The organism is Arthrobacter sp. EpRS71 (assembly GCF_001512285.1).
Lineage (GTDB): Bacteria > Actinomycetota > Actinomycetes > Actinomycetales > Micrococcaceae > Arthrobacter.
This window is the reverse complement of the sequence record NZ_LNUV01000003.1, coordinates 617,134-637,323: the sequence shown is the minus strand read 5'-3', so window position 1 is coordinate 637,323 and position 20,190 is coordinate 617,134. Positions and strand designations below refer to the sequence as shown.

The 20,190-nt window shown below is 61.7% G+C and carries 18 protein-coding genes; 6 read left to right on the top strand and 12 right to left on the bottom strand.

The window, feature by feature from the left end; all coding sequences use genetic code 11:
• Positions 1-34 precede the first annotated feature (34 nt).
• Positions 35-1,525, top strand: a complete 1,491-nt coding sequence (locus tag AR689_RS05705; protein ID WP_062067950.1) for an arylsulfatase — start codon at positions 35-37, stop codon at positions 1,523-1,525.
• On the opposite strand, the gene AR689_RS05700 is transcribed toward AR689_RS05705, so the two are convergent.
• Together AR689_RS05700 and glnA are read right to left on the bottom strand one after the other, a co-directional pair.
• Positions 1,513-4,524: a bifunctional [glutamine synthetase] adenylyltransferase/[glutamine synthetase]-adenylyl-L-tyrosine phosphorylase gene (locus AR689_RS05700; protein WP_062067948.1), complete on the bottom strand. Its 3,012-nt coding sequence runs from the start codon at positions 4,522-4,524 to the stop codon at positions 1,513-1,515. The two genes, AR689_RS05705 and AR689_RS05700, sit on opposite strands and share 13 nt — an antisense overlap.
• A gap of 9 nt (positions 4,525-4,533) precedes the next feature.
• Positions 4,534-5,874 carry a type I glutamate--ammonia ligase gene (glnA, locus tag AR689_RS05695; RefSeq protein WP_062067946.1) on the bottom strand — a complete coding sequence of 447 codons (1,341 nt, stop codon included), beginning with the start codon at positions 5,872-5,874 and terminating at the stop codon, positions 4,534-4,536.
• A gap of 190 nt (positions 5,875-6,064) precedes the next feature.
• Between glnA and panB the strand changes: the two genes are divergently transcribed.
• Positions 6,065-6,970: a 3-methyl-2-oxobutanoate hydroxymethyltransferase gene (gene panB / locus AR689_RS05690; RefSeq protein ID WP_062067944.1), complete on the top strand. Its 906-nt coding sequence runs from the start codon at positions 6,065-6,067 to the stop codon at positions 6,968-6,970.
• 45 nt (positions 6,971-7,015) lie between these two features.
• Here panB and AR689_RS22975 read toward each other — a convergent pair whose 3' ends face one another.
• Positions 7,016-7,180, bottom strand: coding sequence for an SPOR domain-containing protein (locus AR689_RS22975; protein WP_156424532.1), 165 nt, complete (start codon positions 7,178-7,180; stop codon positions 7,016-7,018).
• 106 nt (positions 7,181-7,286) lie between these two features.
• Between AR689_RS22975 and map the strand changes: the two genes are divergently transcribed.
• From map to AR689_RS05675, 3 genes are all read left to right on the top strand, one after another.
• Positions 7,287-8,165 carry a type I methionyl aminopeptidase gene (gene map / locus AR689_RS05685; RefSeq protein WP_062067942.1) on the top strand — a complete coding sequence of 293 codons (879 nt, stop codon included), beginning with the start codon at positions 7,287-7,289 and terminating at the stop codon, positions 8,163-8,165.
• Between the two features lie 72 nt (positions 8,166-8,237).
• Positions 8,238-9,041 (top strand): polyphosphate--glucose phosphotransferase, encoded by an 804-nt coding sequence (gene ppgK / locus AR689_RS05680; protein ID WP_062067940.1) that lies wholly within the window; start codon positions 8,238-8,240, stop codon positions 9,039-9,041.
• Positions 9,042-9,048: 7 nt separating this feature from the next.
• Entirely contained in the window at positions 9,049-9,828 is a 780-nt protein-coding gene (locus AR689_RS05675; RefSeq protein ID WP_062067938.1) for an SDR family oxidoreductase, read from the top strand.
• Between the two features lie 61 nt (positions 9,829-9,889).
• On the opposite strand, the gene nrdR is transcribed toward AR689_RS05675, so the two are convergent.
• The 3 genes from nrdR to AR689_RS05660 all read right to left on the bottom strand — a co-directional run bounded on the left by nrdR (position 9,890) and on the right by AR689_RS05660 (position 12,468).
• A complete protein-coding gene (gene nrdR, locus AR689_RS05670; protein WP_082697816.1) occupies positions 9,890-10,390 on the bottom strand; it encodes a transcriptional regulator NrdR in 501 nt (166 codons plus the stop codon).
• 166 nt (positions 10,391-10,556) lie between these two features.
• Positions 10,557-11,930, bottom strand: a complete 1,374-nt coding sequence (gene hisD / locus AR689_RS05665) for a histidinol dehydrogenase (RefSeq protein WP_062067934.1) — start codon at positions 11,928-11,930, stop codon at positions 10,557-10,559.
• 4 nt (positions 11,931-11,934) lie between these two features.
• On the bottom strand, positions 11,935-12,468 hold the full coding sequence (locus AR689_RS05660; RefSeq protein WP_062067932.1) for a hypothetical protein: 534 nt from the start codon (positions 12,466-12,468) through the stop codon (positions 11,935-11,937).
• 111 nt (positions 12,469-12,579) lie between these two features.
• Between AR689_RS05660 and AR689_RS05655 the strand changes: the two genes are divergently transcribed.
• Positions 12,580-13,080: a flavin reductase family protein gene (locus AR689_RS05655; protein ID WP_062067930.1), complete on the top strand. Its 501-nt coding sequence runs from the start codon at positions 12,580-12,582 to the stop codon at positions 13,078-13,080.
• A 21-nt stretch (positions 13,081-13,101) separates the two neighbouring features.
• Here the strand turns inward: AR689_RS05655 and dnaE are convergent, their stop codons facing one another.
• From dnaE to AR689_RS05625, 6 genes are all read right to left on the bottom strand, one after another.
• Positions 13,102-16,659 carry a DNA polymerase III subunit alpha gene (dnaE, locus tag AR689_RS05650; protein WP_062068641.1) on the bottom strand — a complete coding sequence of 1,186 codons (3,558 nt, stop codon included), beginning with the start codon at positions 16,657-16,659 and terminating at the stop codon, positions 13,102-13,104.
• A 57-nt stretch (positions 16,660-16,716) separates the two neighbouring features.
• Positions 16,717-17,643, bottom strand: a complete 927-nt coding sequence (locus tag AR689_RS05645) for an RluA family pseudouridine synthase (RefSeq protein WP_062067928.1) — start codon at positions 17,641-17,643, stop codon at positions 16,717-16,719.
• A complete protein-coding gene (lspA, locus tag AR689_RS05640; RefSeq protein ID WP_062067926.1) occupies positions 17,636-18,244 on the bottom strand; it encodes a signal peptidase II in 609 nt (202 codons plus the stop codon). The genes AR689_RS05645 and lspA overlap by 8 nt, the downstream gene beginning before the upstream one ends.
• Before the next feature lie 123 nt (positions 18,245-18,367).
• The gene (locus AR689_RS05635) at positions 18,368-19,066 is read right to left on the bottom strand and encodes a DivIVA domain-containing protein (RefSeq protein WP_062067924.1); all 699 of its coding nucleotides are present in this window, start codon (positions 19,064-19,066) and stop codon (positions 18,368-18,370) included.
• Between the two features lie 155 nt (positions 19,067-19,221).
• Positions 19,222-19,509 carry a YggT family protein gene (locus AR689_RS05630; protein ID WP_062067922.1) on the bottom strand — a complete coding sequence of 96 codons (288 nt, stop codon included), beginning with the start codon at positions 19,507-19,509 and terminating at the stop codon, positions 19,222-19,224.
• A gap of 106 nt (positions 19,510-19,615) precedes the next feature.
• Positions 19,616-20,152, bottom strand: a complete 537-nt coding sequence (locus AR689_RS05625; protein ID WP_062067920.1) for a cell division protein SepF — start codon at positions 20,150-20,152, stop codon at positions 19,616-19,618.
• Positions 20,153-20,190 lie beyond the last annotated feature (38 nt).

Sequence of the window (20,190 nt, the reverse complement as noted above, 5' to 3'; positions counted from 1 at the left end):
ACAACCGTTAAGTGCGATGAAGGGACCACTTCCGATGAACAAGCCCAACGTCATCCTTATCTGCGTTGATGAGTGGAGGGGTGACTGCTTGTCCGCAGACGGCCATCCCTTTGTGGAGACACCCCACCTCGATGACCTCGCCCGTAACGGCGTCCGGTTTTCCAAAGGCTATTCTGCTACACCGTCGTGCGTACCTGCCCGCGTGGCCCTGTTCACCGGGCAATCACAGGAACGGCATGGCCGGGTGGGCTACAACGACGGCGTGCCGTTCCATGCGGTCCATCCTGTGACGGTACAGGGCGAATTCAGGAAGGGCGGGTACCATACCCAAGCCATCGGGAAGATGCATGTGTGGCCGGAGCGCTCCAGGCTCGACTTTGACGACGTCATCCTTCACGACGGATATCTGCACCATGCCAGGCAGGAACACCAACAACACTTCGCAAAATTTGACGACTACGTGCCGTGGCTCCGTCGCCAACCCGGGGTGGGCCCGGACGCGGAGTATTTCGATCACGGCGTCAACTGCAATTCGATCGTCGCCCGCCCCTGGGACAAGGCAGAAAACCTGCATCCCACGCAGTGGATCGGCACCCAAGCCATCGAATGGATGCACAGGCGCGATCCCGTCAAACCCTTCTTCCTCTATCTCTCCTTTCATCGCCCGCACCCGCCCTATGACCCGCCGTCGTGGGCTTTTGAGCAGTACCTCAACATACCGCCTTATGAAGCTGTGGAAGGTGACTGGGAACATCACTGGGATGAGCATCGACAAGACGGAAACTATCAGGCCAGCTACGGCAGGATCCCGGACCACGTGGTCCATCGGGCCAGGGCGGGCTACTACGGCCTCATGGCCCAGATTGACCTGCAGATCAACCGCATCAAGGAATCCCTGGCCGACTTCGGCCTGCACGAGAACACCGTGATTGCCTTCACGAGCGACCACGGCGAAATGATGGGCGATCACCATATGTTCCGAAAAGCTGTGCCGTATGAAGGGTCCTCCCGCGTACCGTTCATCATCGCCAATTCTCCTGCCGCCCCGAAAGCCGCTCGTGGCAGGGTGGTGGATCACGTGGTGGAGCTCAGGGACATCATGCCCACCCTGCTGGACCTTGCAGGGCTGCCCATCCCGGAGTCCGTAGACGGAAAATCGTTGGCCCGCATTGTCCAGGGCGAAAGCAGCGAAGCGGTGAGGGAGGTCCTTCACGGCGAGCACGTGTACTGGGGACAGAACCTGCACTGGCTGACAGATGGCCACCACAAATACATCTGGGGATCCGGCGAGGGAACTGAGGAACTCTTCAACCTCGACGCCGATCCCCAGGAACGGTACAACCTCGCCAAAGACCCTGCCCATCTGGGTGAACTGCAGTCATGGCAGCAAAGGATGGTGGAGACGCTCCGGGACCGCGAAGAAGGTTACGTCGTTGACGGGACCCTCACGCCGGGAGCCCCGGTTGTCACCATGCTGCGGCACGCCCGTGAAAGGGCGTCCGCGGCCATGCCTCAGTGGCCGTAGAACTCCTTCTCAAAAACGCCCCGGGCCCGTCGACTCAGCCGGAGGTAGTCCTCTTCGAAATGACCAGCGTTCCCGGGTTCGTAACCACACCAGCGAGCCACAGCCTCAAGGTCCTTACGGGATGAGGGCAGCAGATCCGAGGCGCGTCCGGTCACAATGACGTTGGCGGAGCGGATCCTGCTGGCGAGCCGCCACGCCTCCCGCAGGAGCGCCGCGTCGTCTTCGGCAATGAGATCCAACTTTTCGGCAGCAGCCAGTGCATCCAGGGTTGAGGACGTCCGCAACTCCGGGTGCTTTCCGGCGTGCTGGAGCTGCATCAACTGCACCAGCCATTCGACGTCGCTCAGGCCGCCCCGGCCAAGCTTGACGTGACGGGCCGGATCAGCGCCACGAGGCAGACGCTCGGACTCCACCCGCGCCTTAACACGGCGAATCTCCCGGAGGTCGTTGTCCGCGAGTTGCTCCGGGTATCGAAGCGGATCAATGAGACGAACAAAGTCGGCGGCAAGCTCATCCGAGCCCGCCATCGGGCGGGCCCGAAGCAGGGCCTGCGCCTCCCAAATGAGGGACCACCGCCGGTAGTATTCCGCATACGAATCCAAGGACCGCACCATAGCGCCGTTCTTGCCTTCGGGACGGAGGTCTGCATCCACCATGAGTACTCGTTCGGCCATGATGGCGGGCTTGAGCGGCTGGGTGAGGTAGCTGGATACCTTGGCCACGATGGTGGTTGCCTGTTCCTGGGCCTCGGCATCAGTGAACCCGGGACGGGCACGGTGGACGTAGATAACGTCCGCGTCGGAGCCGTAGCCGATCTCCCGGCCGCCCTGCCGACCCATCGCCACCACCAGGACATCGGTTTTCAAAGGCCCCGACGCCGCGATGGCGGCCTCTGCTACATGCAATGCCCCGAGAACCGCCGCGCGATCCGTTTCGGACAAGGCCAAGCCCACGGCATCTTGATCGAGCAAGCCGGCGCTGTCCGCAATTGCGGTACGCAGGATCTCCCGACGCCGGATCAGCCGGATCAGCCTCATGGCACTCTCGGGATCAGCGTGGCGGGAGAGTTTGGAACGGATTTCCTGCCACTGGGCTTCAAAGGGGATGGGCACGAGGTCCTTGTCACTGCCCAACCATGCGACGGACTCCGGAGATACTTCCAACAGATCCGAAATCAGCCGGGAGTTGGCCAGGACTTGGCAGAGGCGCTCGGCTGCCGCTTGAGAATCCCGGAGCAGGCCCAGGTACCAGTGGGTGGTACCGAGCGCTTCGCTGACCCTGCGGAAGGCGAGGAGTCCGGCGTCGGGGTCAACGCCTTCGGCGAGCCATCCCAAAAGGATAGGCAAGAGCTGCCGCTGCAGCGCAGCGCGTCGGCTGACTCCCGCGGTGAGTGCCTCAATGTGCCGCATGGCACCTTGAGGGTCCACATAGCCAAGTGCGGCCAGCCGGCCTTGCGCTGCCTCCGGGCTGAGCTTCGCGTCCTCGCTGCTCAGCTTTGCAGCAGTGTTAAGCAGCGGCCGGTAAAAGATGCGCTCGTGCAGTTCGCGGACAGCCTTCTTGGTCTTTTGCCACGTGGCCATCAACTGGTCAGGGTGTGGGCGCTCCAAGGCGAACGGACCCAGGACAGCCTTGGCCAGGAAGCGCTGGGCATCCTCAGCAACGGGCATGAGGTGGGTCCGACGCAATTGGAAAAGCTGGATTCTGTGTTCCAGCAGGCGCAGGTACCGGTACGCGTTGTCGAAGGCCGCGGCGTCCGACCGCCCGATGTACCCGCCGGCAGACAAGGCAGCGATGGCAGAAGTGGTGTCCCGGCAACGAAGTGACTCGTCAGCCTTTCCATGCACCAATTGCAGCAGCTGCACCGTAAATTCAACGTCGCGGAGTCCGCCGCGCCCCAGCTTGATCTGTCGCTGTTCCTCGGCCGCCGGAATGTAATCGGTCACCCTTCGGCGCATGGCCTGGACGGACTCCACAAAGCCCTCACGGCCCGCTGAGGCCCACACCAGAGGCTCCACGGCCTTCTCATAGCGTTGCCCCAGGTCCCGATCACCGGCAATGGTCCGCGCCTTCAGCAGCGCCTGGAACTCCCAGCTTTGCGCCCACCGTGCGTAGTAACTCAGGTGCGAGGCCAGAGTACGCACCAATGGCCCTGATTTTCCTTCCGGCCGAAGGTTGGCGTCCACTTCCCACAATCCGGGTTCCGGAGCGGAAGAGGAAATGGCACGTGAAATTCCCGAGGCCAGGGCTGTTCCGATGGTGGCTGCTTTGGCATCGTCGAGTTGTTCCGACTCAATGACGTAAATGACATCGACGTCGGAAATATAGTTCAGCTCGCGGGCTCCGCATTTGCCCATCCCGATGACGGTCAGGCCGACGTCCGCGATCTCCTCCGCGTCGAACTGGCCCGCGGTTTCGGCTCTGGAGACGGCGAGCGCCGCTTCAACGGCGGCACCTGCCAAGTCGGCAAGCTCAGCCCCCACCGCGGGCATGTAGTCCTGCGGCGAGGCTGCGCAGAGATCACGGATGGCCAACTCCGTCAGACCGCGACGGTACGCACTCCGGAGGGCCGCGTAGGCCGGCAGCCCTGTCATTCCGGCAACCGGTCGCTGGGCACCGGGCTCGGCTTTCACGGAGCGCAGCAGCCGGGCCCGGAGCTCTTCACTGGAGGCCTGAACCGGCTCCGGGCTGACCCTGACATTGAACACATCCAAGTGCTCCGGACGCCGCATGAGGAACTCCCCCAGAGCCTCCGAGGCACCCAGGAGCCGGTACATGGGCTCGCTGGTGTCCTGATCCGCCGCGGCCAGCTTCTTCAGCCCCGGATTCTTCTCGATCAGCCGGACCAAAGATTGGAGCGCGGTATCCGGGCTAGCGGACAAGGAAAGCCCGGCGAACAGGGCGTCCTCATCTATCCCGTCAAGTTCCGGGGCAGCGAGGAACCGCTCGCCTTTTTCGAGGTCACTGAATCCGGCTGAGATGAGCCGACGCGCAAGGCTCATGGCCCTGGCCTAGAGAATGCCGAGGTTGCGCTGCAACTCGTACGGGGTGACCTGGAGGCGGTAGTCCTGCCATTCCGCGCGCTTGTTGCGCAGGAAGTGTTCGAACACTTGCTCCCCCAGGATCTCGGCCACCAATTCGGATTCCTCCATGGCGCGAATGGCATCGTGGAGGCTGGCCGGCAAAGGAGCGTGCCCCATGGCGCGTCGCTCCGCGGTGGTCAACGACCATACGTCGTCTTCAGCTGCGGCGGGAAGCTCGTAACCTTCCTCGATGCCCTTCAGACCGGCGCCCAGCAGGACGGCGTAAGCCAGGTACGGGTTGGTTGCGCTGTCGATACCGCGGTATTCGATGCGCGCCGACTGGCCTTTGCCGGGCTTGTACAGCGGAACGCGAACCAACGCCGAGCGGTTGTTGTGGCCCCAGCTCAGGTAACTGGGGGCCTCGCCGCCGCCCCAGAGGCGTTTGTAGGAGTTGACGAACTGATTGGTGACGGCTGTGAATTCAGGAGCGTGCTTGAGGATTCCAGCAATGAACTGGCGAGCCGTCTTGGACAGCTGGAACTCGGCACCGGCTTCGAAGAACGCATTGGTGTCGCCCTCGAAGAGCGAGAAGTGGGTGTGCATGCCTGAACCGGGGTGGTCCGTGAACGGCTTGGGCATGAAGGTGGCGTACGTACCCTGCTGAAGGGCAACTTCTTTGATGACCGTCCGGAACGTCATGATGTTATCCGCGGTCTGAAGCGCATCCGCATAGCGGAGGTCGATCTCGTTCTGGCCCGGGCCGGCCTCGTGGTGGCTGAATTCCACCGAGATGCCGACGGATTCGAGCATGGTGACCGCAGTACGGCGGAAGTCCTGCGCTACGCCACCTGGTACGTGGTCAAAGTAGCCGCCTTCGTCCACGGGCTCAGGAGCGCCGTCAGGACCGAGGTCCTTGGACTTCAACAGATAGAACTCAATCTCAGGGTGGGTGTAGCAGGTGAAGCCCATATCAGCGGCCTTCGCAAGGGTCCGCTTGAGGACGTTGCGGGGGTCGGCGGCAGATGGCTCACCGTCGGGGGTGAGGACATCGCAGAACATCCGCGACGTCTGCTCTGTCTCGCCACGCCACGGCAGGATCTGGAACGTGGACGGATCCGGCTGCGCAAGCATGTCCGACTCGAACACCCGGGCCAGGCCTTCAATGGCTGAACCGTCAAAGCCAAGGCCTTCCTCAAAGGCACCCTCCACTTCGGCCGGCGCAAGCGCCACCGATTTGAGGGAACCCACGACGTCGGTGAACCACAAGCGTACGAAGCGCACGTCACGCTCTTCGATCGTCCGCAGAACGAACTCTTGCTGGCGGTCCATAGGGCCTCTTTTCCGATTCGGTGTCCATGCCGCTGGTTTCAATGGATAGAAGCCACGACAGCTCAGCCTTCACTCTACTAAGAGTTCCGTGCTAATGCCGCAGCAGGACCTGCGCGTAACACAGCGTTTACATAAGGTGACGCCGAGCACACTGGTGGCAGCCGCCGTCGGCACCGCTTAGGCTCTATCCATGGCCCCGAGCAACCTTCCTGAGTCCACCACGCCCGCCGAAGTTCCCGCACCCTACGGCACGGGCCCGGCAGCTGCTGCCCCTGCGCCGTCAGCGGCGGGCAGGAAGCCTGTCAGCCGGGTCCGGATACACCATCTCCAGCAGGCCAAGGACAACGGTGAGCACTTTGCAATGCTGACCGCTTATGAGCAGTACACCGCCGAGATCTTTGATCAGGCCGGAATTGAAGTCCTGCTGGTAGGCGACTCCGCTTCCAACAATGTGTTCGGCAATGAGACGAGCCTTCCCGTCACGGTGGACGAGCTCCTGCCCTTGACGCGGGCAGTGAGCAGGTCTGCCAAGCGCGCGCTGGTGGTGGCGGACCTGCCTTTTGGCAGCTATGAGGTGTCCAAAGAACAGGCAGTTGCCACTGGCGTCAGGTTCCTCAAGGAGGGCCTGGCCCATGCCGTCAAGATCGAAGGCACGGCCTACTACGCGGAAACCGTGAGAGCCATGGTGCAGGCCGGTATCCCGGTTATGGCCCACGTTGGCTTCACGCCGCAGAGCGAGCACTCGTTGGGTGGTTACCGCGTTCAGGGCCGTGGGGATGACTCCCAGCGGATCGTGGAGGATGCAGTTGCCCTGCAGGATGCGGGCGCTTTCAGTGTCCTCATGGAAATGGTCCCGGCCGAAACCGCAGCCGCTGTGGATGCCGCCTTGCGGGTGCCCACCGTCGGTATCGGCGCTGGCAAGAGCACCACGGGGCAGGTGCTCGTATGGCAGGACATGGCAGGATTGCGAGGAGGAAAGATGGCAAAATTCGTCAAGCAATACGCGGATCTCCGCACCACATTGAGTGATGCGGCGGCCGCTTACGGGGAGGATGTCCGGTCCGGACAGTTCCCCGGACCCGAGCACTCCTTCTAGTCGCGGCCTTCCAGTTGCCTGGGCCTGCCTACCGGGCTGGTACAGCTAGTCGTCATCCTGGGCGTCCCACGTCTCATTGCGTGCTTTGACCTTCTCCAAGGCGTGCTCAGCCTCTTCCCTGGTTTTATAGGGGCCAATCAGCTGGGTCCAATCGGACATTGCGTCCTCTTCGATCTCGTGCGTTTTGACGTTGTACCAGTACTCCGTCACTTCTCCTCCTCCATTTGGTGACTTCGACGCGTAACGTTGGCGGGGTCACGGGTACCCGGCCATGCTTTGTTACTTGCGTCTCTTGTGTGCCTTATATGATCAATCTATGCCTTCTCTTGCTTCGACTGCACCCATTGGCGCCCTCACTCCGGGAACCATCACCCCTGAACGACCCGTCCCGGCATCCATTCCCAGGCCGGAGTATGTAGGCAAGAAGGCACCCGCCAAGTTCACCGGTTCTGAAGTGAAGTCTCCTGAGACCATCGAGAAGATCAGGATTGCGGGAAAGATCGCCGCGCAGGCGATCGTCGAGGTAGGCAAGCACATCCAGCCCGGCGTCACCACGGACCAGCTGGACAGGGTTGGCCACGAGTTTCTTCTGGATCACCAGGCATACCCCTCCACACTCGGATACCGCGGGTTCCCCAAATCGCTGTGTTCCTCCCTCAACGAAGTCATTTGCCACGGCATCCCCGACTCAACCGTGGTCCAGGATGGCGACATCCTGAACATTGACATCACCGCCTTCATCAACGGAGTGCATGGGGATACTAATTACACTTTCCTGGTTGGCGACGTGGATGAAGAGTCCCGTTTGCTGGTTGAGCGTACGCAGGAGTCACTCAACCGGGCCATCAAGGCCGTGGCCCCTGGCCGCGAAATCAACGTAATCGGCCGGGCAATCCAGTCCTATGCCAAACGCTTCGGCTACGGCGTCGTCAGGGATTTCACCGGCCACGGCGTGGGTGAGGCCTTCCACACCGGCCTCATCATTCCGCATTACGACGCAGCCCCGGCGTACAACACAGTGATCGAGGCAGGCATGGTGTTCACCATCGAACCCATGCTGACCCTCGGCACCATCGAATGGGAGATGTGGTCCGATGACTGGACGGTTGTCACCAAGGACCACAAACGCACGGCCCAATTCGAACACACCCTGCTGGTCACCGAGACCGGCGCGGAAATCCTTACCCTTCCCTGAGCTCTCTGGAAGGTCCCCGCAGCCCGGGCGGCTGTGCCATGCCCATCCCCTCCTGCCATGATCGGAAATGCATTGTCCAAGAAGGATGAGAAGACCCACAAGAACGCCCCGTTGATCGGTATCGACATCGGCGGCACCGGCATCAAGGGCGGCATTGTCGACCTGAAGAAGGGCAAGCTGATTGGCGACCGCTTCCGCGTCCCCACTCCGCAACCCGCCACCCCTGAGGCTGTGGCTGAGGTAGTTGCCCAAATCGTCGAGGAACTCTCCAGCCGTCCCGATGCTCCGGCAGCGGACACGCCGGTGGGAGTAACTTTCCCGGGCATCATTCAGCACGGCGTGGTCAACTCGGCGGCCAACGTGGACAAGACCTGGCTCAGCACCGACATCGATGCCACGTTCACCAAGCGCCTTGGCCGCCCCGTTGAGGTCATTAATGACGCCGACGCGGCGGGCCTCGCCGAAGCCCGCTACGGCGCCGGCGAAGGTGTGGATGGCACCGTCCTGGTGATCACCTTGGGTACAGGGATCGGATCCGCCTTTATCTTCAACGGTCAGTTGGTCCCCAATGCTGAGCTCGGCCACCTCGAGGTGGACGGACATGACGCCGAGACGAAAGCCTCAGCTGTGGCCCGCGAACGCGATGGCCTGAGCTGGGACGAGTACGGTGTCCTGTTGAACCGCTACCTCCAGCACGTTGAGTTCCTGTTTTCCCCTGAGCTCTTCATTGTGGGGGGCGGCATTTCGAAGCGCTCCGACGAGTACTTCCCGCACCTTCAGTTGCGGACCAAGATCGTCACGGCAAAGTTGAAGAACGACGCCGGGATCGTGGGCGCCGCGCTTGAGGTCGCGTTGCACCACAAACTCGCGAAGTAGCCGCGGCATGGCCGGGGACCGGACTACTGCCAGGGGTAATGCAGCGGGAGTCGCGATCGTCACGGGCGCCAGCCGCGGGATCGGTGCCGCCGTGGCAAAGGCCGCGGCGGCTGCCGGCTATGATGTCGTGGTCAATTATTCTGCAGACAGCGACGGCGCCGAGGCGGTGGTCCGGGACATTATTGCCCACGGCGGCCAGGCGCTGCCCGTGCAGGCAGACGTCAGCCAGCCCGCCGACGTCGTACGCCTGTTCGACGAATCTGCCGTCATGGGTCCCGTAACGGCCGTCATCAACAACGCGGCTGTCACCGGGAATCTGATCGGTACCCTGGTGGAAGTACCGGCCGAAACGGTCCAGCGGGTTGTTGACGTGAACGTTGCCGGCATGATCTTCATGTGCCAGGAAGCCGTCCGGAGACTCTCTACAGCCAACGGCGGCAACGGCGGATCCATCGTCAACATCTCCTCCACAGCCACCAAGGCCGGCTCGCCCGGCACCTGGGTCCACTACGCGGCCACCAAGGGCGCCGTTGACGTCCTGACGGTGGGTCTGGCAGCAGAAGTGGCCAAACAGGGCATCCGTGTCAATGCCGTTGCCCCGGGGAGCACCAACACCGGTCTTCATGCGGCGGCGGGAATGCCGGACCGGGTGGAGCGACTGAACCCAACTATTCCCATGGGGCGTGGAGCTGAACCGGAAGAGGTGGCAGCTGCAGTGATGTGGCTGATGTCCGACGCCGCCGGATACATTACGGGAGCGGTGCTCCCCGTGGCTGGCGGGCGATGACGCCGGACCGTCATTGATGCCGGTGACGGCTGCGGCTTCCCCTCCGCTGCCGCCACCGGAGCTAGAGTTGGCTCTTTCCTGAACCTGTGGCTTCTTTGGCGCCTGCCTTGGCCTCTTCTGCCTCATGGCGGAGCAGCGAGATGGCTGACTCGAAGTCTTCCAAAGACTCGAACGCCTGGTAGACACTGGCAAAGCGAAGGTACGCCACTTCATCAAGCTTTCTCAACGGGCCCAGAATGGCCAGGCCCACCTCGTGGGCATCGATTTCCGCTGCGCCGGAGGAACGAATGTTCTCCTCGACTTCCTGGGCCAGCATGGCGAGGTCGTCTTCGGTGACGGGACGTCCCTGGCAGGCCTTGCGCACTCCGCTGATGACCTTGATCCGGCTGAACGGTTCACCGACGCCCGACCTCTTGATGACGGACAAACTGGTGGTTTCAACAGTGGTGAAGCGGCGTCCACATTCCGGGCATTGGCGGCGGCGGCGGATGGAGGAGCCGTCGTCAGCCATACGGCTGTCGACGACGCGGGAGTCGGGATTCCGGCAGAACGGACAATACACGCTGGGCCTCCCCTGACAGCTCCGGCACGGAATCGAATGCGGCAGGACGCCGGATACGCAAAAGGTGCCGGAAGATTCACTTCCGGCACCAGTTTACGGTCAGCCGTCCCGTAATGACAAGCGTGTAATTACTACATGTAGTAGTAGGCACCCTTATATGTAGTGGTTAAAGCCCCTGAGCGAAGCGGATCCGGACAGCGTCACCGTGGCCAGGGAGGTCTTCAGCACCGGACAGGCTCTCTATATGACCGCTGACCTGCTCCAAAGCGGCGCGGTCATAATTGATGACCTGGACTGCCCGGAGGAAGGTGGTGACATTGAGCCCCGAGGAGAAAGCAGCCGTCCCGCTGGTGGGCAGTACGTGGTTGGACCCGGCGCAGTAGTCGCCCAAGCTCACCGGACTGTAATCGCCCACGAAAATCGCCCCGGCGTTACGGATCCGCGACGCGACGGCGGCTGCCTCCGTGGTCATGATTTCCAGGTGCTCAGCGGCGTACGCGTTGCAGACCGCGATGCCCTGCTCGAGATCATCCACCAGCACCACACCGGACTGCGGCCCGGAGAGCGCCTCAAGGACGCGGGCACTGTGCTTGGTGGCACCGGCTTGCCGTGCCAGTTCAAGCACGACGGCGTCAGCCAGCTCTGCGGAGTCCGTCACCAGGACGGAGGCTGCTTTGGGGTCATGCTCGGCCTGGCTGATGAGATCGGCGGCCACCAACGGAGCCTGCGCAGTGGAGTCGGCGAGAATGGCGATCTCCGTCGTCCCGGCCTCAGAGTCAATGCCCACCACACCCTTGACCAGCCGCTTGGCTGTGGCCACGAAGATGTTCCCCGGTCCCGTGACCACGTCAACAGGCTCAAGGGGCAATTCATCTCCGCTTCCCGGGATGCCGTAGGCAAACGAAACAATCGCCTGCGCACCACCGATGGCATACACCTCATCGATGCCCAAGAGCTTCGCGGCGGCGAGGATGGTGGGGTGCGGAAGGCCATCGAAGTCTTTCTGAGGCGGGGAGGCCAGCGCAATGGACTCGACGCCGGCAGCAACCGCCGGGACGACGTTCATGATGACCGATGATGCCAGGGGCGCCAGTCCACCCGGGACGTAGAGTCCGACGCGACCCACCGGGATCCAGTTTTGGCTGACAACAGCGCCGTCGCCAAGTTGGACATCCACGTTGGCAGGGCGCTGCTGGTCAGCAAACTGCCGGGCACGTTTGATGGACTCCTCCAAGGCGGCCCGTACCTGGGGATCAAGTTCGGCCAGGGCCCTGGTGAGCGCCTCAGCCGGGACCCGGGGGTGGGACTGTTCCACGCCGTCGAATTTCCTTGCCAATTCGCCCAGGGCGGCAAAGCCCCGCCTACGGACGTCGGAAATGATGTCAAGGACCTTCTGCTCCGCGTCTGCCATGGTCTGATGCTGCGCCCTGGGCACAGCCGCACGCAGCTCCGCCAAGGAGAGGTGGCGGCCCCGGAAATCGATGCTCCGGAAGTTCAGGGCGTCAGTGGAGGGGGCAGAAGTATCCGAGGAAGTGGTCACCCCGCTATTTTACGGGCTTCTTTGACAGAACCCCGAACAGGGAAAGGACAAACGTGATGAAGGCGATCGCAGCCGGCCACAGAACCAGCACGGCGTAGGAGCGAAGAGTAAAACCAAACCCGGGGCCAAGAGCCGGATCCGGGGCTGGGCCCAGCACCTGGGCGGTAAGCAACCCCACCAGCCACGCGATAAGCGCTCCCGCAGCGCCGCCAACAAGGGCAAAGGTCAAACGTCGCCCGGAACCCTCACCCTGTAACTTACCGTCAAGCATGAGTCCGGTGAGGCAGCCTGCCAGCACCATCAAAGCTCCAAGGACCAGGTCCCGCGGAAGCCACGTATCAGGATTGGCCGCCGTCGCAAGATCCGGATTGCCGGACACCAGGTTCAGCCCGCCCGGAGCAAGCAGCCACCAGATCACCCCGGCCACCACGCCCAAAGCAGCCGGAAGGACCAGCCAAAGAACCTCCTTGGACCTGCGCGGCTTCACCATGGGTATCGGTTCTGCAACGGCGGGGGCGTGCATTGTTGGCTCGGTCATGCAACACACATTAACAAAGGTTCATGCCTACTCAACAAAATGTGGGTCTCGCAGTATGGGAGGAATACCCTGAAGGTGAGATGTACCGCCACAATTCAGGAGAATACCCACGTGTCAAGCGAACCATCCGGCTTCGATCAGACTTTCAGGGAGATGTTCCGTCGGCACGCGGCCGGCGTGGCGATCATCACGGCGAACCTCAACGGAAGCCCGTTTGGATTCACCGCCACCTCCGTGGCCTCCTTGTCCGCGGAGCCACCCCGCTTCACCTTCAATATGGCCAGGAGCTCCAGTTCCTGGCCGGCGGTGGCCAACTCGGAATACATTGGAGTCCACATGCTGGGGCTGGACAACCAGGCCCTGGCCAATCGCTTCGCACGGACGCGCGACCGCTTCGACGGCGACCACTGGGAGCCGGGCCCCCACGACGTCCCCATCCTCAAAGACGTCAGCGGCTGGCTCGTGGGCAGGATCCAGATGCGCCTGTCCTTCGAGAACAACGCGGTGGTGGTGGTGGAGGTTGTTGACGGGCAAGTCGGCGACGACGGCACTCCCCTGCTGTACCACAGCGGCGGCTACAGCAAGCCTGCCCCGCTCGACTACGAGATCTGACCGGGCGCGCAGGCCACCTGCCTAGTGATCCAGGCAGGCCGGACCCAACAGCACTTTCAGGTCGCCGAAGAGCGAGGGACTTGGGTTGACCCGCATATGGACGGGCAGGCCCATGACTTCCACCTTGGTATCGCCCATGAGCTTGAGCCGGACTTCGGAGTTCCCGCGGTGGGTACGCAGCACGTCACGCAGGTCCGTTACTACCGCTTCGGTGGCCTTGAACGTGGGAATGGTGATCACCACGGGACCATTCACGCTTTCGCTGAGGTCCGGTACGGAAAGCTCCATGCAGTTGAGGGTGACCGCGCCGTCATCGCGGCGCTGCAGCCGCCCCTTGACCACAACGATCAAATCCTCCGCCAGGACCGACGCGATGGGCCCGTACACCTGGCCGAAGAACATGACCTCCATGGAGGCGCCGAGGTCTTCGATTTCGGCCCGGGCGTAGGCGTTGCCGCTGGCTTTGGCGATCCTGCGGCTCAGCGAGGTGATCATGCCGGCAATGGTGACAATGGCGCCGTCGTGCGGTCCATCCTCGGCGATGATTGATGTAATGGACTGTTCCGCGTGCTGGCTGAGGACACCCTCCAGCCCCTGCAGGGGGTGATCTGAAACGTAAAGTCCCAGCATGTCCCTTTCGAAGGACAGCTTGTCCTTCTTCTCCCACTCGGGCAGGTCAGGGATCTCGGTGGTCAGCGACGCTTCGGGCTCCTGGTCTTCAAAGCCCGCGAAAAGATCGAACTGGCCAATCGCTTCGTTGCGCTTAAGAGTGATCACCGAATCAATGGCTTCTTCGTGGATCATCGCCAAAGCACGCCGATGGTGGCCCAGCGAATCGAACGCTCCGGCCTTGATCAGCGATTCTATGGTGCGCTTGTTACACACCACGGCCGGAACCTTCAAGAGGAAGTCCTTGAAGGACGTGTACTTGCCCTCTGACGTGCGGGCGGCCACCATGGCATCCACCACGTTGACGCCCACGTTGCGGATGGCCCCCATACCGAAGCGGATGTCCGTGCCCACAGGAGTGAAGTTCAGCGAGGACTCATTGACATCCGGCGGCAAAACGGTGATCCCCATGCGCCTGCACTCATTGAGATAGATGGCGGACTTGTCCTTGTCATCACCCACGGACGTGAGCAGGGCGGCCATGTACTCCGGCGCGTAGTGCGCCTTCAGGTAGGCCGTCCAGTAGGAGATCACGCCGTACGCTGCCGAGTGAGCCTTATTGAAGGCGTAGTCGGAGAACGGGAGCAGGATGTCCCAGAGTGTCTTGACGGCGGCCATGGAGTAGCCGTTGTCCTGCATGCCTTGGGAGAAGCCGGCGAACTGCTTGTCCAACTCGGACTTCTTCTTCTTGCCCATGGCGCGGCGGAGAATGTCTGCTTGGCCAAGCGAGTAGCCGGCCAGCTTCTGGGCAACGGCCATGACCTGCTCCTGATACACGATCAGGCCGAAGGTCCCACCGAGGATTTCCTTGAGCGGCTCTTCCAACTCCGGGTGGATGGGAATGACTTCCTGGATCCCGTTCTTGCGCAGCGCGTAGTCGGTGTGGGCGTTGGCGCCCATGGGTCCGGGCCGGTAGAGCGCAAGAACTGCTGAGATGTCTTCGAAGTTGTCAGGCTTCATGAGCTTGAGCAAGGACCGCATGGGTCCACCGTCGAGCTGGAAGACGCCCAAAGTGTCACCGCGGGCCAGAAGTTCGTAGGAGGCTGCGTCGTCGAGTTCCAGGTTTTCAAGATCGAGGTCAACGCCCCGGTTCATCTTGATGTTTTCCAGGGCATCCGAAATGATCGTGAGGTTTCGGAGGCCCAGGAAGTCCATCTTGATCAGGCCGAGGCCTTCAGACGTTGGGTAATCGAACTGGGTGATGACCTGGCCGTCTTGGAAACGGCGCATGATGGGGATGACATCGATGATGGGGTCCGAGGACATGATGACGCCGGCAGCGTGAACACCCCACTGGCGCTTCAGGCCCTCGATGCCCAGCGCAGTCTCAAAGACCTTTGCGGCCTCGGGATCGGTGGCGATCAGCTGGCGGAAATCCCCTGCTTCGCTGTACCGCTTTGATTCCTTGTTCTGGATGTCGGCCAGCGGAATGTCCTTGGCCATGACGGCAGGCGGAAGGGCTTTGGTGAGCGTCTCGCCCATGCTGAACGGGTAGCCAAGCACGCGGGAGGAGTCCTTGAGCGCCTGCTTGGTCTTGATCGTTCCGTAGGTGACGATCATGGCCACGCGTTCATCGCCGTACTTCTTGGTGACGTAGTCGATCACCTCGGAGCGGCGGCGATCATCGAAGTCGACGTCGAAGTCAGGCATGGAGACGCGGTCCGGGTTGAGGAAGCGTTCAAAGATCAGGCCGTGCTGCAGCGGGTCAAGGTCGGTGATGCGCATGGCGTAGGCCACCATGGAACCTGCACCTGAACCACGGCCGGGACCTACGCGGATGCCGTTGTTCTTGGCCCAGTTGATGAAGTCGGCAACCACCAGGAAGTACCCGGGGAACCCCATGGACGTGATGACGCCGAGCTCATAGTCCGCCTGTTTCCGGACCTTGTCAGGAATGCCTTGCGGATAGCGGTACTGCAGGCCGGTATCCACTTCCTTGACCAGCCAGGACGTCTCGTCTTCCCCGGGAGGGCATGGGAAACGCGGCATGTAGTTGGCGCCGGTGTTGAAGGAAACTTCGCAGCGCTCGGCGATGAGCAGCGTGTTGTCGCAGGCTTCAGGGTGATCACGGAACAGCTCGCGCATCTCCCGCGGAGACTTCAGGTAGTAGCCACTGCCGGAGAACGCGAAGCGGGACCCGCCGTTGTCATACGTCGGTTCCAGGAGCGTTGAACCCGACTGGATCGCCAACAACGCCTCGTGGGCCTTGGCATCGTGCTCATGCGTGTAGTGGAGGTCATTGGTGGCCACCAGCGGGAGGTTGAGCTCCTTGGCCAAACGGAGGAGGTCGCCGGTGACGCGCCGTTCAATGTCCAGGCCGTGATCCATTAGTTCGCAGAAGTAGTTCTCTGCCCCAAAAATGTCGCGGAACTCTGCTGCGGCCTCCACGGCCTCGCGGTAGAGGCCGAGCCGAAGCTTGGTCTGGACTTCCCCCGAAGGGCAACCCGTGGTGGCGATGAGACCTTCGGAGTAGGTGTTGAGCAGCTCCCGGTCCAACCGCGGCCATTTGCCAAAGACGGAGTCCAATGAAGCAATGGACGAGGCCCTGAAGAGGTTCCGCATGCCCACGTTGTTGTAGCTCAGGAGCGTCATGTGGGTGTACGAGCCACCACCGGAGACGTCGTCCTTGCGCTGGCTTTCGTCGCCCCAGCGCACGCGTTCCTTGTCACCGCGGGCAGTGCCGGGGGTTACGTAGGCTTCGACGCCGATGATCGGCTTGATGCCCTTGTCTGTGGCTTTGCGCCAGAAGTCGAACGCACCGAACAGATATCCGTGGTCCGTCGTGGCCAGGGCGGGCATGCCCAACCGTTCGGTTTCATCAAACAGCTCCCCGAGCCGGGCAGCTCCATCCAGCATGGAGTATTCGGTATGGGTGTGCAGATGGACGAACGAATCATTGCTGGAAGTCACCACGACAGTCTACCGTCCCGGGTCCGACACGATGCGGAACCGGGACGGGATGGCAGTCTACGCAGAACCGCTTGCCAGCAGATCCAGGGCGTACTGGAGATCTGCGGGGTAGTCGCTGCTGACTTGCACCCACTCCCCCGTGCGGGGGTGGGTGAAACCGAGCTGGCGGGCGTGCAACCACTGGCGAGTGAGCCCCAAGGTTGCTGCGAGGCGCGGATCCGCCCCATAGGTCAGGTCGCCGGCGCAGGGGTGACGCAACGCTGAAAAATGGACGCGGATCTGGTGGGTGCGGCCGGTCTCCAGATGCACTTCCACCAGTGTTGCCTTGCCGAATGCTTCCAGGACCTCGTAGTGGGTCACTGAGGGCCGGCCGTCCTCGATCACAGCGAATCGCCAGTCGTGGCCCGGATGGCGTCCGATCGGGGCATCAATAGTCCCTTGGAGGGGATCGGGCAGCCCCTGGACAACGGCGTGGTACACCTTGTCCACAGTGCGTTCTTTGAACGCCTTCTTCAGCACCGTGTAAGCATGCTCGGTCTTGGCCACCACCATGACACCGGACGTCCCCACATCAAGCCTGTGAACGATCCCCGCACGCTCGGGCGCCCCTGATGTGGAAATTCTGAATCCGGCACCGGCTAAGCCTCCCACGACTGTGGGCCCAACCCAGCCGGGTGAAGGGTGGGCTGCAACCCCCACGGGTTTGTCGATGACAACGAAATCCTCGTCGTCCAGCAGGATGTTCAGGCCTTCCACAACTTCCTCCACGATTTCCAAGGGATCCGGCCGCTCGGGAACCGTGACATCAAGCACTGCGCCTGCGACGAGCTTCGCCGATTTACCCAGCGCAACGCCGCCGCTGATGACGTTTCCCTCTGAAATCAGCAATGCCGCTGCTGACCTGGAGATGTCCAGGAGCTGCGCCAGCCCGGCGTCAACACGTACCCCGGCCAGTTCTTCCGGTACCACCACCGATTTACTCACCAGCGGGCTCCCCGGTGGCGCCGCTGGCGGGTTTGGCATCTTTGGCTGGCTTGGCGGCAGCCACTTGACGTGTACCGTCCATGCCGATCCCCCGCAGTGTCAGGAGACAGATAATAACGACGCCGGACACCACCGCCGAGTCTGCGATGTTGAAGATGGCAAAGTTTGGCAGCTGAATGAAGTCCACCACATGGCCCATCGCGAAGGATGGCTCCCGGAAGAGGCGGTCAGTCAGGTTGCCCAGGGCACCACCTAAGAGCAGGCCGAGTGAAAGCGCCCACCAGGCCGAGCCCAACTTTCGCAGTTGAAAGAGAATCGCGACCGAGACGGCTGCCATGACGATTGTGAAAATCCATGTGACGTTCTCGCCAATGGAAAACGCCGCCCCGGAGTTACGGATGAAGTACCAGTGCAGCAGCGGAGGCAGGACCGGAATACGCTCCCCCTCCGTCATGGTGCTGGTCACCCACCATTTGGTGAGCTGGTCAAAAACGTAGGCGAACACGGCAAAGCCGGTGAAGAGCCAGAGCATGGCAGGACGCCACTTACGGCGCTCTGCGGGCTTCGGCTGTGTGGCGTCAGCGGTGAAGTCGTCGGTCATAGTGCTTTCATTCGGGAAGCGTGCGGGCTGCTGTCAGATTTAGCCGTTGTCAGTCTTTATTGTCCTTTAACGGCGAAAGCCGGTGGCCGAGGAGTCCTCAGCCACCGGCTTTCAGAATACTTGCTAAACGTCAGCGGTTGCTTCGCCGACCTCAGGGGCAGCAACGGAACCACGGGCGTCGAGGTCACGCAGTTGGCCTTCGATGTAGGCCTTCAGGCGGGAGCGGTAATCGCGCTCGAAGCCGCGGAGCTGCTCCACCTTGCGCTCCAGAACCGAACGCTGCTGCTCCAGAGCACCCAGAATCTTGCGGGACTTTTCCTGGGCATCGTTCACAAGGCTGGAAGCCTCGATCTGTGCCTCAGCAATAATCTTTTCCTTCTGCTGTGCACCATCAGCAACGTGCTTGTCGTGCATCTGCTGTGCCATGGCCAGCAAGCCGGCAGCCGATTCAGCGGAAGCGGTGTGGGTGTTGGATGCTGCGGGAGCCTTGGGAGCCGATGCTGCTGCAGCAGCCTGCTCGGCTTCCTTCTTCTTGGCAGCCTCAGCAGCCTTGGCTTCAGCTTCCGCCTTTGCCTCAGCTTCCTTGTCAACCTTGACCGGAGCCGGAACCTTCTCAACCACCGGGGCAGCAGCAGCTGCAGCAGGCACAGCCGAACCGGCCTCGCCAAGCTTCTTGCGAAGCTCGTCGTTCTCCTGGTTCAAGCGGCGAAGTTCCACCACGATCTCGTCAAGGAAGTCATCAACCTCGTCTTGGTCGTAGCCTTCGCGGAACTTGGTCGGCTGAAAGCGCTTGTTGACAACGTCTTCTGGCGTCAAAGCCATCTGGTCACCTCGTTGGTCTAGTTAGTCAGTAGGCCTTCCGGCCGTTCAAAACTACGGTACCTAAATAACATCTTGTTCCTCCAATTCAACACCATCGTGTTGAATTGGCGAATTTGCGGCCTGTGAACCATCGGTGGCCCAGGTTCCGCGGGCGGTTATGCCAAGCCAGCAGCCACGTTCATGGCAATACTGACGGCAATAATCAGGATCAAAAAGCCCAGATCCAGAGAAATTCCGCCCAGTTGGAGTGGAGGTATGAGCTTACGAAGTCTCCTCAACGGCGGATCCGTCACGGAATAGACCACATGGGCTGTAACCAACGCCACACCGCTAGGACGCCATTGGCGAGCGAACATCTGCACCCATTCGAAAACGAGCCGGATGATCAAGGCAATGAAGAACAGCAACAACACTATGTAGATAAGGCCGAAAACAATGCCCACGAGTTAGCTCAGATCTCCCACTTGTTCCGGAATGTCAATCGGTCCCTACTATTGCAACACAGATGCCAGGCAGGTGAACCCGCCTGGCATCCATGGAAACAGTCTGTCAGCTTTGGTTGAAGAAGCTGGCCTGCGTCTCGCTGGCCTTCTTGTCATCACCGATGACTTCAACATATGACGGCGACAACAGGAACACCTTGTTGGTGACCCGCTCTATGCTGCCGTGAAGGCCAAACACAAGACCGGCCGAGAAGTCCACAAGCCGCTTGGCATCGGACTCGCCCATGTCCGTGACATTCATGATGACCGGAATGCCATCCCTGAAGCTCTCACCGATGACTTTGGCATCGTTGTATGAACGTGGGTGAACAGTGGTGATCTGCCTCAGGCCCGAGGCATCTTCGCGGCTGGACGCCGCACGCTTGATGGGTGTCACGGGTGCGCGGTATTCCTCTTCGGCATCTACAGTGGGCATTTCACGGACAACTTCCCGGACGGGAGCAGGCGCACGGCGCTCTTCCCGTTCCTGTGCCTGGGGGCGTTCTTCATCGTGGTGCGTGGCGACGGACTGCTCAGATTCGTAGTGTTCATCGCCGTCGGCGAGCCCAAGATAGATCATTGTCTTGCGCAGAGCGCCAGCCATGGTGCACTCCTATCATTTCTGCAGTAGGCGGGCCGCCA